Consider the following 13,370-nt stretch of genomic DNA (forward strand, 5'->3'; position numbering starts at 1 on the left):
ACCGGAAAAGCACTGCGGCCCGCACTCCATGAGCGCGGGCCGCAGTAGGCCGGTACCGGAAGCCGGACTTACTTGACGTCCAGCAGGTCGATGACGAAAACCAGGGTCTTACCGGAGAGCTTGTGGCCCGAACCGACAGGGCCGTATGCCTGCTCCGGCGGGATGGTGAGCTGGCGGCGGCCGCCGACCTTCATCCCGGGAATGCCGTCCTGCCAGCCCTGGATCAGACCGCGCAGCGGGAAGATGAGCGACTCGCCGCGGTTCCACGACGAGTCGAACTCCTCGCCGGTCTCGAATTCGACGCCCACGTAGTGGACCTCGACGGTGCCACCGGGCACCGCCTCCGCGCCATCACCGACGGTGATGTCCTTGATGGCCAGCTCGGTGGGCGCGGGGCCCGCCTGGAATTCGATCTCCGGCTTGCTCATTCGCATATCCCCTTCGATATGTGTGTTCTAGCGGTTGGTGATCTGGTTGTAGTCGCGCGCACCGTAACCGGTGTAGATCTGGCGCGGACGGCCGATCTTCAGCGGCTCGCTGTGCATTTCCCGCCAGTGCGCGATCCAGCCGGGCAGCCGGCCCATGGCGAACAGCACGGTGAACATGCGGGTCGGGAAGCCCATCGCCTTGTAGATGACGCCGGTGTAGAAGTCGACGTTCGGGTACAGGCGACGCGAGACGAAGTAGTCGTCGGTGAGGGCCGCTTCTTCCAGCGCCTTGGCGATGTCGAACAGTTCGTCGTCACCGCCGAGCTTGGCCAGGATGGCGTCGGCGTGCTTCTTGGCGATGGCGGCGCGCGGGTCGTAGTTGCGGTAGACGCGGTGCCCGAAGCCCATGAGCTTCACGCCGTCTTCCTTGTTCTTGACCTTGCGGATGAACTCCTTGACGTCGCCGCCCTGCGCCTTGATGTCGTCGAGCATCTCGAGCACGGCCTGGTTGGCGCCGCCGTGCAGCGGGCCCCACAGCGCGTTGATGCCACCGGAAACGGAGGTGAACAGGTTGGCGTCGGAGGAGCCGACCAGGCGCACGGTCGAGGTGGAGCAGTTCTGCTCGTGATCGGCGTGCAGGATCAGCAGCATGTCAAGTGCGGCGGCGATCTCCGGGTCGACCTCGTAGGGCTCGGCCGGGAAACCGAAGGTCATCCGCAGGAAGTTCTCCACCAGGCTCAGCGAGTTGTCCGGGTAGAGGAACGGCTGGCCAACCGACTTCTTGTACGAGTACGCCGCGATGGTCGGCAGCTTGGCCAGCAGGCGGATGGTGGACAGCTCGACCTGCTCGGGGTCGCGCGGGTCCAGCGAGTCCTGGTAGTAGGCCGACAGCGCGTTCACCGCCGACGACAGCACCGGCATCGGGTGCGCGTTGCGGGGGAAGCCGTCGAAGAACCGCTTGAGGTCCTCGTGCAGCAGGGTGTGGCGGCGGATCTTGTCGGTGAACGACTCCAGCTGCGCCTGCGTGGGTAGCTCACCGTAGATGAGCAGATAGCTGACCTCGATGAAGGTCGAGCGCTCGGCCAGCTGGTCGATCGGGTACCCGCGGTAGCGCAGGATGCCCGCTTCACCGTCGATGTAGGTGATGGCCGACTTGGTGGACGCGGTGTTGACGAAGCCGGGGTCGTAGGTCGTGTATCCCGTGCTCGCCAGCAGCTTGCCCAGATCGAGACCGTCATTGCCCTCGGAGGCGTCGGCGATCGTCATCGGGTATTCGCCGCCGGGGTACGTCAGCACCGGCTTGGCGTCGTTGATGTGGTTCTCGGGCACGGAAGGATCCCTCTCAGGCTATGACCGTCGGCACCGGGTGCGGTCGGCACGGCGGTGCGCTTGACCATGACGCTAGTCGCTGCTTCGCTGGGCTCGGGCAGGAGGGTGCCCACCGCACGATCTCACAAACGTACGCAACGACGGTGAGGTCCGGGTACTCATACATGTACCGGTTCGGCCTCTGACCGGCCCACGCGGTATCGAACGAAGGCCGGGAAGGCCAGTGCCGCGACCACCACACCGACCACGACCAGCACCCCTCCGCCCGCGGCGGCGACGGCGGTACCCAGGCTCGCTGCGGCAAAACCGTGCGCAACATCACCGATCCTGGGCCCACCTGCGACCACGACGATGAACACACCCTGCAGCCTGCCACGCATTTCGTCGGTCGCCACGGTCTGCAACATGGTCATTCGCAGCGCGGCCGAGACCATGTCCACCGCCCCGCCGAACGCCGAACAGGCCAGCGCGATCCACAGCCCGGCGGCGACACCGAGACCGTGTCCGGTGAACCCGACCGCGACCCCGAATCCGACCATGGCCAGCCCCCACAGCGCGATGCACACGATCACCGCGAGCCCCTGCCGTCGCACCCGGGGAATCCAGCCGGAGAACACTCCGCCGAGCACCGCGCCGACGGACATGGACGCGAACAGCAACCCGAGGGCCACCCCACCGGTGGCCGGATCACCGAAGGTCTCATGCGCGATCTGCGGGAACAGTGCCCGCGGCATGCCGAACACCATGGCGATGATGTCGACGGCGAAGGAGGCGAGCAGGATCCGCTGGGTGGCCAGATAGGCGAAGCCGTCGAACACGGTGCGCAGGCCCGCTCGGCGCACCGAACCGGTCGGCGGCAGCGAGGGTAGCCGCCATACCGCCCACAGCGTGACCAGCAGCGCGATGGCGTCGATGAGGTACAGCGTGGACAGGCCGATCAGCGGGATGAGTGCGCCTGCGAGCACCGGCCCGGCGATGGCACCGAACTGGGTCACTGTCATAGAGAGCGAATTGGCCGCGGCGAGTTGGCTTTCCGGCAGGAGCCTGGGGATGGTCGCGCTGCGGGTGGGCTGATTGACCGCGAAGAAGGCCTGTTGCACCGCGAACAGGCCGAGCACCACCCAGACGTTGCCCGTCCCGGCGGCGGCCTGGAACCAGAAGGCGAGCGCGGTCAGGCCGGTGCCGGCGTTGGTGATCAGCATCAGCGTGCGCCGGTCCATCACATCGGCGAGCGCACCACCCCACAGACCGAACACGATGAGCGGTACCAGCCCGAACAGGCCGGCCAGGCCGACATAGCCGGAGCTGCCGGTGAGCTGGAAGATCTGGGTCGGGACGGCGACCACCGAGAGTTGCGCGCCGATGGTGGTGACGATGCCGGAGGTCCACAGCCTGCGATAGTTCGGATCGCGCAGCGGCCTGGTGTCGGCGAGCAGTCTCACCAGCCGCAGATTATTCGACCGTGGCCTGTTCGATCCAGACCTTATTCATCACATCATTGGATGCATTATCTCGGCGAGGTCAGGGCTGCAGGCGCTGGACGGTCATGGTGTCGCCCTCGATGTCCACCCGGATGCGGTTGTGCAACCGCCCCTGCCGCCCCTGCCAGAACTCGACCTCGTCGGGACGCAGCAGATAGCCACCCCAGTGCGGCGGCACCGGAATCTGATCGACGCCTGCGAACCGCTCGGTGGCCTCGGCCAACGTGCGATCGAGTTCGGCGCGCGAGGCGATCGGCCTCGACTGATGTGAGGCCCACGCACTGAGCTGGGAATCGCGCGGCCGGGACCGCCAGTAGACGGCGGTGGCCTCGGCCGAGACCCGCTGCACCGGTCCGCGCACATGCACCTGCCTGCCCAGTGCGGGCCAGACGAAGGTCGCCGCCGCGAACGGAACCGAGGCCAACTGGGTGCCCTTGGCCGAGTCGTAGTTCGTGTAGAACGTCACACCGTCGGGCGAGAGTCCTTTACACAGGACGGTCCGCGCGACCGGCCGCGGCGTGCCGTCGGCGGTCAGCGCCACGGTGGCGAGCACCATGGCGTTCGGTTCGGCGATTCCGACGGCAGTCGCCTGCTCGATCCAGTGCCGTAGCAACGGTTCCCAGCCGCCGGCCAGCCAGTTCTCGTCGAGGTCCGCATCGCGCGCGCCGGTACCGGGCGCGCCCTCACTGTCGAAAGGGCCTGCGCCGTACTCGACGCGCATGGCGGCGAGATCCGGGTAGGAATTGTCCAGGTCACGCATGGGGCAGACGTTACTCCGCAGTAGCTAGGGGCTAAGGTTTGTTGATCGGCATGTGCCGCGACCACCGTGCACCGCGAGCCATGCGACCCGACGTGCAAGGAGAGTCACTACATGACTACCAGCCCCGCGGTTCCCCCGGATTTCGTCAGCGGTCTCGAGGGCGTCGTCGCGTTCACCACCGATATCGCCGAACCCGACAAGGACGGCGGCGCACTGCGATACCGCGGGGTGGATATCGAAGATCTGGTCGCCAACCGGGTGACCTTCGGTGATGCCTGGGCGCTGCTGGTCGACGGTGAATTCGGCCACGGCCTGCCGCCCGCCGAACCGTTCCCCCTGCCGGTGCACACCGGTGACGTCCGGGTCGACGTGCAGGCCGGCCTCGCCATGCTCGCCCCGATCTGGGGCTATGAGCCACTGCTCGACATCGACGACGCCACCGCGCGGGAAAACCTGGCACGCGCCTCGGTGATGGCACTGTCCTACGTTGCGCAGTCCGCGCGCGGCATCTACCAGCCCGCGGTCCCGCAGCGGAAGATCGACGAGTGCACCACCGTCACCGAGCGGTTCATGACCCGCTGGAAGGGTGACCCCGATCCCCGGCACACCGAGGCCATCGACGCCTACTGGGTTTCGGCCGCCGAACACGGTATGAACGCCTCCACCTTCACCGCCAGGGTGATCGCCTCCACCGGCGCGGACGTGGCCGCGTCGCTGTCGGGCGCGATCGGCGCGATGTCGGGTCCGCTGCACGGTGGCGCCCCGGCGCGCGTGCTGCCGATGATCGAAGAGGTCGAGCGCACCGGCGATGCCCGCGCGCTGGTCAAGGGCATTCTGGACCGCAAGGAAAAACTGATGGGCTTCGGGCACCGGGTCTACCGGGCCGAGGACCCGCGCGCCCGCGTGCTGCGCAGCACCGCCCAGCGCCTGGCCGCACCGCGCTTCGAGGTGGCGGCCGCGTTGGAGCAGGCCGCGCTCGCCGAACTGCGTGAGCGTCGCCCGGACCGGGCCATCGAGACCAATGTCGAGTTCTGGGCGGCGGTCATCCTCGACTTCGCCGAGGTACCCGCGCACATGATGCCCGCCATGTTCACCTGTGGCCGGACCGCGGGCTGGTGCGCGCACATCCTGGAACAGAAGCGGCTCGGCAAGCTGGTGCGCCCGGCCGCCATCTACACCGGCCCCGGACCGCGCAAGCCCGACGAGGTCGCGGGCTGGTCGGTCATCTCGCACAGCTGAGTCCACCGGGCTACCGCTCCCCCAGCGAGGCAGCCCAATCGACGGCGACCGATTCACCGCGATCGACGGTGAAGAACGCCACTTCGAGTCGTTTACCGAGGTCGACGAGGCCTATCGCGGCCAACGGCACCGGCTGCACCAACCGCACCCGCCACGGCGACGGCTCGTCCCATGCGTGTAGTTCGAGGTCGAGCCGCAGGACCGGATCGTCACGGCCGGAATAGTCGGCGGCCATGGGTGTGGCGGCCAGGACCGTCGCCTCGGCGCGACGGCCGTCGGACAGGATTTTGGCGATCCCTACCCGGCCGGGGTCGGCATCGTCGGAGACATGCAGCACCACGCGCTCGCGGTCGCCCGGGTCGACCCGGCAGAAGATGACGTCACCCGGCCGCATCCGGTCCAGATCCGCCTCCCGCACGCGCTGACGCACCCTGGTCTCGTAGGGCAGCTCGCCGTCGAGCTGCACCCGCACCCAGAACACGTGCCCGGCTTCCCTGCGACGCGGGCGCACGCCGAGCACTGTGGCGGTGCCGTGCGCACCGCGCAACAACAGCTCGCGGCGTGCCGACCCCGATAGGGCGCCCCCCTGTGAGCCGATGCGCCACCGCAGCCGCGGCCGCAGACTCGACAGCGCCAACCCGACGCCGAGCAGCCACAGGCCGATTCCCGAACGTCGCGCACCCGCGATCGTCGTCACCGCCCGCGGCCTGCTCCGCCGATCCCGCCGCGCGGCCCGCGACAACCGCAGGCCATATCTGGTGTGCGACCGCCGCCCGGAGTTTGCCGACAGCATGCTCATGAGGGTTCAGGTTAGCCGGAGGGTGGTACACACCACAGCGATACCGCGACTACGCTGTTCGCCATGACCAGTGCGTTCCCGACCATTCCCGACGACCTCAAGCCCGCCGACGGACGTTTCGGCTGCGGCCCCTCCAAGGTGCGACCGGAGCAGTTGCGGTCCCTGGTCGAGGTGGGCGCCTCGGTGTTCGGAACCAGTCATCGGCAGAAGCCGGTCAAGGATGTCGTGGCGCGGGTGCGCTCGGGCCTGCGTGAGCTCTTCTCGCTGCCGGACGGCTACGAGGTCGTGCTCGGCAACGGTGGCACCACCGCGTTCTGGGACGCCGCGGCCTTCGGCCTGATCCGGGAGCGTTCGCTGCACCTGACCAACGGTGAGTTCAGCTCGAAGTTCGCCTCGGTGGCCAAGAACAACCCGTTCATCGGCGACCCGATCGTCGTCTCGGCCGATCCGGGCAGCGCGCCGGAGCCGGTCTCCGACCCGTCGGTCGACCTGATCGGCTGGGCACACAACGAGACCTCGACCGGTGTGTCCATCCCGGTGCAGCGTCCGGCCGGCTCGGAGAACGCGCTCATCGCCATCGACGCCACCTCCGGTGCGGGCGGTCTTCCGGTGAACATCACCGACGCCGACGTCTACTACTTCGCGCCGCAGAAGTGCTTCGCCGCCGACGGTGGTCTGTGGATCGCGCTGATGAGCCCGGCCGCACTGGCCCGCGTCGAGGAGATCAAGTCCTCGGGTCGCTGGACCCCCGACTTCCTGTCGCTGCCGATCGCGATCGATAACAGCACCAAGGACCAGACCTACAACACCCCGGCGCTGGCCACGCTGCTGCTGTTCGCCGACCAGATCGAATGGCTCAATGGCAACGGCGGCCTGGACTGGGCGGTCAAGCGGACCCTCGATTCGTCCTCGCGCCTGTACTCGTGGGCCGAGTCGAGCGAATACGCCACCCCGTACGTCACCGATCCGGCGCACCGCTCGCAGGTCGTCGGCACCATCGACTTCGCCGATTCGGTCGATGCCGCCGCGGTGGCCAAGGTGCTGCGCGCCAACGGCATCGTCGACACCGAGCCCTACCGCAAGCTGGGCCGTAACCAGCTGCGTATCGGCATGTTCCCGGCCATCGATCCCGAGGACGTCACCCAGCTGACCAAGGCCGTCGACTGGGTCGTGGAAAAGCTCGCCTGAGCCGTCGAAACCAGCGAGAACCCGCCGCGCCGACCGCGTGGCGGGTTCTCTTTTGTCAAGCGGGGGAAACTGCTTGGTTCGCAACGGAATAGAGCAGATTAGCCGTGCGCGGCGCGATAGGGGTAGATTTCGATGCCGCGTGTCTTGCGGCGGGATTTACAGAAGTGCACTACTGTTCCAGAACGTGGGCGGTGTCGCGAGCCGACGCGATAAGGAGGTAACGGTGCGTGAACTTCGAGTGATCGGTGTGACGCCCGATTCCGCCCATATCGTCTGTGTGGACACCGAAAGCGGCCAGAAATTCCGGCTTCCCGCCGATGACAAACTGCGTGCCGCCGCCCGCGGAGACCTTGCCCGATTCGGCCAGATCGAGATCGAAATGGAAGCGACTATGCGACCACGCGATATCCAGGCCCGTATCCGAGCCGGTGCCTCCGTAGCCCAGGTCACCGACGAATCCGGCATGCCCGCCAGCCGGGTAGAACGTTTCGCCTACCCGGTCCTGCTGGAACGGGCCCGTGCCGCCGAACTGGCGCAGAAGGCCCATCCGGTACGGCCCGACGGCCCCGCGGTGGAAATTCTCATCGATGTCGTCACCGCCGCGTTCACCGCGCGCGGGCACACCTTGGAAAATGCCGAATGGGATGCATGGAAAGACGAGAAGGGTTTCTGGGTCGCCCAGCTGCAGTGGCAGAACGGACGTTCGGAGATCGCCGCGCATTGGCGGTACCAGCCGGACGCGCACGGTGGCACGGTCTCCCCGCTCGATGATCCGGCCGCCGATCTGATCGATCCCGATTTCGGACGCGCGCTGCGTGGTCTGGCCACGATCCTTCCGGAGGAGCCGGAGGCACCTGCGCCGGTCGAACCGCCCGCCGAGCCGAGGCAGCCGCGCGAAACCGCCGCCCTCCCGCAGAATCAGCCTGCGCTCGAACAGTTCTACGAGCAGCGCGCGGTCGCCGCGGGCGGCACCACCGCACTACCCGCCGCGGGGACAACGGGCCCGATTCCGGCGGCCGGTGGTTCGGCAACCAGCGCCGCGGCCACCGGACCAAAGGCGCCGACCGCGGGTGGGCGTGTCGAGGCCGAGCCCGCCGCGCGCACCGACGTCGACACCAGAGCCGAATCCAACGGCCGCGCCGAGCCCGCCGCTGACAGTAACCCTGCCGAAGCACCCGAGGTCCTGACTGCGACAACGGAATCGGCCGAGCCCGAAGCCAAGAACGCCGTCGAGGACGCCAAGGCGGGTAACGGCAAGGCTGCCGCCAAGCCCGCCCGCACCAAGCGCGGTAAGGCGCCCATGCCGTCGTGGGAAGACGTGTTGCTCGGAGTTCGCAGCTCCGGTCACTGAGCCCGCGTCGGCGCAGGTACGCCGATGTCGTAACGGGCAAAGCCGCAGCATTGTGCGGCGGGGGCGGGTAGATTTTTCGGTGTGTTGTCGACTGCGGTCGGCGAGGGCATGCACGGAACGCGTTCGGCGCACCGTGCGTTGCCCGAAGTTCGCGGAGCTCTTTCGTGCAACTCGGGAGGTGCCGAAAAATGCTGTCCAAGGCTTCGTCACTCTGGTACGTCGACGCACCCGATCCGGCGGCGGTGCTGCAGGAGGATCACGCATCCGATCCCGAGGCCGCACGAGCGCTGGCCGAACAGCTGCACCCCGACAGCGACGTGGTGCCGATCATGGTCGGCACGCTCGGCGGCTGCGCCGGGCCCGACGCCGACGAGGTATACATCGGCTGCTATCCCGGTGTCACCGTGGTGTGTTCGCCACAGATGGCACGGGTGCGCCCGACCGCGTTGCCAACGCCGCTGATCCGGCCGCTGGCTTCCGAGCACACCTATCTGATCGCCTTCGACACCGCGCACCGCTGGGGTTCGTTCGCGCATTGGGAGCGTGGCGAATTCCGGCGCGCATTCAGCGCCAACCGAGTGAACATCCTCGAAGACGAGGGCTTGCCGCTGGTGTGGGAGCGTACTTATTGGGCGGGTGAGCATCCGGTCCGATTGCAGGTGGGCGATTTGCCCGACCCGCAGATTCTGCCGTTCGATCCCCCCGATTTCGCCGATGCGGCCAATAGCGAATGGCTCGGATTCCATTACCGCGCACCGGCCGCCGACGGCGCACTGCTGCCCGGCGATATCTCGGTATGCGGTTTCACGCTGTACCCCAAGGGACAAGCACCCGATCCCGCGACGCTGATCGCCGAGAGCCGGCCGCATCTCGCGAACGGTAAACCCCGTCGCGGACTACTGTCATGGTTGCGCCGTGGGGATCCGGTGGGGTGAGGTCACGGCACTCAGCGGGCCGGACGGTGCAGCCAGCGGCGTAGTGCTTCGGTCACCTGCTCAGGGCATTGCTCCATGAGGAAGTGGTCAGCATTGATGCGCACGAGCTCGGCGCCGTCGATATCGCGGGCGAGCTGCTCGGCGGTGGTGATCGGAATGGCTGGGTCGCGGACGCCCCAGATGATGGTGGTCGGGCAGGTGATCTCGGCCAGCCGCACCGCCAGTTCCGGCCGCTCACGCACCTGGTAGCCCGCCCAGAAATGGGCGTACCAGCGACGTCCCTCCGGTGTGCGGAGCATCTGCAGGTAGCGGTCGAGACGAGCGGAATCGAAGGTGCCGTTGCGCAGATAGCCTGCCATCCCCCAGCGGTGCACCCAGTAGATCGGTGCGGCGGCGAGCAGCGGCCGGGTGACTCGGTGCCGCGCGGCCACGGTGAACATCCCGAACAGGAGGTAGTACGGCGGGATGAAGGTGCGGTGCGCGCGCGGATTGAAGAGTGCGAAGCGACGGACCCGCTCGGGATACCGCTGGACGAATCCGAGCCCGAGGAAGCCGCCGTAGTCGTGGCAGGCCAGATGGCTTTCCGGCCAACCGTGCAGCAGCACCAGCGGATCACCGGTCCCGGCTTCGGCGTAGTGGAGCCCGGCACCGTCCACGGTGATGTCTCGCAGGGCGATCGGGGATGGGCTCGTCACGGGTTCGATTCGGTCGGTGGTCATCGTCGCCTCCTGTTGGTTGTCCCGGTATCGTCGCGCCCATGACACGGTCGGCACTTCCGGAAACGTGCGCCGAAACACCCGTGGCGAAGCTGTGGCTGCGGCCGGGGCATGCGGTCTATCTGGGGCCGAGCCTCGGACTGGCCGCACATTCCACCGCGATCGCTTCACTCGGTGTCGGTATCGATGCGCCGTTTCGGGTCCGGGTCGGCGACGGGTCCGATATCACCGCGCGTAGTTTCCTGTTCCGCGCCAGGGTGACCCACCATCTGGTCGACAGCGACGGCCGGATGTTGTTCTGCTTCTTCGACCCGACCTCCGCGCGGGTGGCCCGGTGCCTGGGTGGGATGACACGGTCGGTCGGTGGGTATTCGGTCGATCACGCCAACGAGGCCGACATCATCGCACTGTGCCGGGACCCGGTACCCGATGTCGGACGGCTACTGGAGCTGGCAAGCATCCCTGTACCCGCGGTGTGTGACCCGCGGATCGCTGCGGTCGCCGCCGCCATCCGTGCCGATCCGGCGCGCGCACAGCGCGCACCGGAAAGCGCCGGTCTCGCTGGGCTTTCCACCTCGCATTTCCTGCGCACCTTCACCGAGCAGACCGGCACCAGTTTCCGGCGCTACGTCCAATGGGCCCGCATGTTGCAGGTGGCGCGGGCCTATGCGGCAGGACATGATCTGACCCGCGCCGCGGTCGACGCAGGCTTCGCCTCACCCTCGCACTTCAGCGATACGTTCCGGGCGATGTTCGGGCTCACCCCGACCGCCTTCATCGGGATCGGCGGCGATATGCAGATCATCGACGACGAGGTGTCCCCGCAACCGGTGTGATTACCCGCCGAGCAGCAGCCCGAGCCACGCCAGCAGTACACCGATCGCGCCGCCCGCGAGCACCCAGCGGGTGACAGGTGCCGACCGCCAGCGCCATGCGGTGGGCGCAACCCCGCCGACCGCGACCAGGTTGACCGCCACCGACAGCAGCGGATGGACCTCGGCCAGTGCGGCGCCGAAAGCGTAGACCGCGACCGTCGTGAGGGCAGCGACCAGCACCGTCACAGTGATACCCGCCGACCACGGGGTCGGGTCCTGGTAGTCGCGGCAGGGCCCGTAGGGGCCGTTCGACAGATCGCTCATGTCGTCCTCACGCGTTCATAGAACGCCATCGCGGCCGCGGTCGCCACATTCAGCGAATCGGTGCCAGGGCTCATCGGGATGCGCGCGCGGACGTCGGTGGCCGCCATGGCGGTCTCGGTCAGTCCTGGCCCCTCGGCGCCGAGCAGCAGCGCTACCCGATCGCCGGTCATGGCCGTCGCGAGATTCACCGCCGCCGGATTCGGCGTCAACGCGATGATCTGGAACCCTTCGCGGCGCAGAATGTCCAGACCGTCGGGCCAGTCCGGGACGCGCGCGAACGGCACTCGCAGCACATGCCCCATCGAGACCCGCACGGCCCGCCGATACAGCGGGTCGGCGCAGCGCTCGCCGAACAGAATGGCGTCGGCGCCGAGCCCGGCCGCATTGCGGAACATCGAGCCGAGGTTCTCGTGGTCGTTCACGCCCTCGAGGACGGCGACGGTGCGCGCGCCTGCGATGACCTCGTCGAGGGTGCGTTCGGGTGGCCGGTGCGCGACGGCCAGCACGCCACGGTTGAGGTGGAAGCCGACCACCTCGGCCATGACCTCGGCCGAGGCCCGGAAGTAGGGCGCGTCGATCTGCTCGAGGTCGGCGGCCAGTTCCGTGCATCGCTTCGCGGTACCGAGCAGCGCGTGCGGGCGGAACGGCGACTCCAGCATCCGCTGTACGACCACCACGCCCTCGGCGATCACCAGTCCCTTGCCGCCGGGACGGTCGGGCCTGCGATCGACCGACTTCAGATCCCGGAAGTCGTCGACCCGCGGATCGCTCACGTCGTCGATATCCACAACCACCGCCACGCCCGACATCCTGCCAATCGCGCGGCGTCCGGCCCGACCCACCCCGAAACGTGCGGCCCACCGAGAATCAGTGTGGATTCATCGGGGTCCGTGTGTGTTGAGGACGACAACCGGTTCGGTGGCGAAACGGCCGGCCCTATCGAGGTCGATCAACGCCGCAAAAGCCTTCGCTGTGTATGTCATCTCGAGTGCGAGACCGGCGTCGGCTGCCACCTTGGCCGCCTCCGCCGCGGCGGCCGTCACGTGCCCGTATCCCGGCCCGAGCCAGCCGTACTCGGTATCAATGTCCGCCGCGGCGTCGTCGACGTGGGCACCATGCGAGTTCAGTAGACGGGCGGTCTTGCCGGCCAGGCGGGTGAGGGTAACGCTGTCGAGCGGCAGCGTGTCGTTGACGACCACGCCGAGCACCCGGGTGCGCAGCCCGGCCAGCCGCAGGCCGAGCGCGAGGCCCGCCGCGGTGCCGCCGGAGCCGACCGCCGTCACGATGTATCCAGGCTCGGGCACGGCGCCGGCGGCGACTTGATCGGCCAGCTCGAGTGCCGTCTCCACATGACCGAGCACGCCAAGCGCCGATGAGCCACCGGCAGGCAGGTAGTACGGCGGCCGGCATCGGTGTGAATGTCGAACGAACAGCCACGGCGCGATGGCGATCAGGCGGGCTTTGGAGTGCGCGAAGTGCAGTGACGCGCCGGACTCACGCAGCCGTTGCAGCTGACGCCGGATGTGGTCGTCGACGGGCTGGTCGATCAACCCCAGCGCGGTGTGGATGCCGTACGCACGGGCGTACAGCGCTGTGGCCAGGCCCCAGTTGGTGCCGAGGCCGCCGACGGTCAGGATCGTGTGGGTGCCTCGCCGATGCGCGTCGGGCAACAGCCATTCCAGCTTCCGCACCTTGTTGCCACCCCACCCGCCACGGCCGTACCCGCTCTCGTCCTTGACCCAGACAGGCGAGCGCAATCCTCGGCAGTTGATTTCACGCACGGGCGTCGGACCGTCGCCGAGCCGGTCATACGGCAGCGACAGATGCGGGAATCTCTTGTGCAGCAGGCTGTTCATTGACTACCGCCGTCTTCAGGGCCGATCCACGTGCCGCCGAGACGGGCTCCGGCATTGCCGCATGACATCCCGTCCGACAATGTTGGACCAATGACCAAATTCTCGATGCGGCGGACTATATTCCGGACCACGCGGCACCGCAACAGCGA

At 67.9% G+C, this 13,370-nt stretch carries 14 protein-coding genes; 5 read left to right on the forward strand and 9 right to left on the reverse strand.

What is annotated here, in order from left to right; translation table 11 throughout:
* Positions 1 to 68: 68 nt before the first annotated feature.
* From GV792_RS09950 to pdxH, 4 genes are all read right to left on the reverse strand, one after another.
* Positions 69 to 428, reverse strand: coding sequence for an FKBP-type peptidyl-prolyl cis-trans isomerase (locus tag GV792_RS09950; protein WP_163823749.1), 360 nt, complete (start codon positions 426 to 428; stop codon positions 69 to 71).
* A 27-nt stretch (positions 429 to 455) separates the two neighbouring features.
* Positions 456 to 1,757 (reverse strand): citrate synthase, encoded by a 1,302-nt coding sequence (locus GV792_RS09955; protein WP_163823750.1) that lies wholly within the window; start codon positions 1,755 to 1,757, stop codon positions 456 to 458.
* Between the two features lie 158 nt (positions 1,758 to 1,915).
* On the reverse strand, positions 1,916 to 3,199 hold the full coding sequence (locus GV792_RS09960; protein WP_375154459.1) for an MFS transporter: 1,284 nt from the start codon (positions 3,197 to 3,199) through the stop codon (positions 1,916 to 1,918).
* A 79-nt stretch (positions 3,200 to 3,278) separates the two neighbouring features.
* Positions 3,279 to 3,998 carry a pyridoxamine 5'-phosphate oxidase gene (gene pdxH / locus GV792_RS09965; RefSeq protein WP_163823751.1) on the reverse strand — a complete coding sequence of 240 codons (720 nt, stop codon included), beginning with the start codon at positions 3,996 to 3,998 and terminating at the stop codon, positions 3,279 to 3,281.
* A 111-nt stretch (positions 3,999 to 4,109) separates the two neighbouring features.
* Here pdxH and GV792_RS09970 point away from each other — a divergent pair, with 111 nt between their 5' ends.
* Positions 4,110 to 5,237 (forward strand): citrate synthase 2, encoded by a 1,128-nt coding sequence (locus tag GV792_RS09970; RefSeq protein ID WP_163823752.1) that lies wholly within the window; start codon positions 4,110 to 4,112, stop codon positions 5,235 to 5,237.
* 10 nt (positions 5,238 to 5,247) lie between these two features.
* Here GV792_RS09970 and GV792_RS09975 read toward each other — a convergent pair whose 3' ends face one another.
* A complete protein-coding gene (locus tag GV792_RS09975; RefSeq protein WP_256673789.1) occupies positions 5,248 to 6,036 on the reverse strand; it encodes a hypothetical protein in 789 nt (262 codons plus the stop codon).
* Between the two features lie 63 nt (positions 6,037 to 6,099).
* Here GV792_RS09975 and serC point away from each other — a divergent pair, with 63 nt between their 5' ends.
* The 3 genes from serC to GV792_RS09990 all read left to right on the forward strand — a co-directional run bounded on the left by serC (position 6,100) and on the right by GV792_RS09990 (position 9,510).
* Positions 6,100 to 7,224, forward strand: a complete 1,125-nt coding sequence (gene serC / locus GV792_RS09980; RefSeq protein ID WP_163823753.1) for a phosphoserine transaminase — start codon at positions 6,100 to 6,102, stop codon at positions 7,222 to 7,224.
* Between the two features lie 223 nt (positions 7,225 to 7,447).
* On the forward strand, positions 7,448 to 8,575 hold the full coding sequence (gene sepH, locus GV792_RS09985) for a septation protein SepH (protein ID WP_163823754.1): 1,128 nt from the start codon (positions 7,448 to 7,450) through the stop codon (positions 8,573 to 8,575).
* Between the two features lie 188 nt (positions 8,576 to 8,763).
* Positions 8,764 to 9,510, forward strand: coding sequence for a DUF6928 family protein (locus tag GV792_RS09990; protein ID WP_163823755.1), 747 nt, complete (start codon positions 8,764 to 8,766; stop codon positions 9,508 to 9,510).
* Positions 9,511 to 9,521: 11 nt separating this feature from the next.
* Here the strand turns inward: GV792_RS09990 and GV792_RS09995 are convergent, their stop codons facing one another.
* Positions 9,522 to 10,229 (reverse strand): alpha/beta fold hydrolase, encoded by a 708-nt coding sequence (locus tag GV792_RS09995; RefSeq protein WP_163823756.1) that lies wholly within the window; start codon positions 10,227 to 10,229, stop codon positions 9,522 to 9,524.
* Positions 10,230 to 10,267: 38 nt separating this feature from the next.
* On the opposite strand from GV792_RS09995, the gene GV792_RS10000 reads away from it, so the two are divergent.
* The gene (locus GV792_RS10000) at positions 10,268 to 11,062 is read left to right on the forward strand and encodes a helix-turn-helix domain-containing protein (protein ID WP_163823757.1); all 795 of its coding nucleotides are present in this window, start codon (positions 10,268 to 10,270) and stop codon (positions 11,060 to 11,062) included.
* Here GV792_RS10000 and GV792_RS10005 read toward each other — a convergent pair whose 3' ends face one another.
* From GV792_RS10005 to GV792_RS10015, 3 genes are all read right to left on the reverse strand, one after another.
* The gene (locus GV792_RS10005) at positions 11,063 to 11,365 is read right to left on the reverse strand and encodes a DUF2537 domain-containing protein (RefSeq protein WP_163823758.1); all 303 of its coding nucleotides are present in this window, start codon (positions 11,363 to 11,365) and stop codon (positions 11,063 to 11,065) included.
* A complete protein-coding gene (locus tag GV792_RS10010) occupies positions 11,362 to 12,165 on the reverse strand; it encodes a TrmH family RNA methyltransferase (protein WP_163823759.1) in 804 nt (267 codons plus the stop codon). Before GV792_RS10010 ends, GV792_RS10005 begins: the two co-directional genes overlap by 4 nt.
* A 78-nt stretch (positions 12,166 to 12,243) precedes the next feature.
* Positions 12,244 to 13,221 carry a 1-aminocyclopropane-1-carboxylate deaminase/D-cysteine desulfhydrase gene (locus GV792_RS10015; protein ID WP_163823760.1) on the reverse strand — a complete coding sequence of 326 codons (978 nt, stop codon included), beginning with the start codon at positions 13,219 to 13,221 and terminating at the stop codon, positions 12,244 to 12,246.
* Between the last annotated feature and the right edge of the window lie 149 nt (positions 13,222 to 13,370).

The organism is Nocardia cyriacigeorgica, from assembly GCF_010868145.1.
GTDB lineage: Bacteria > Actinomycetota > Actinomycetes > Mycobacteriales > Mycobacteriaceae > Nocardia > Nocardia cyriacigeorgica_D.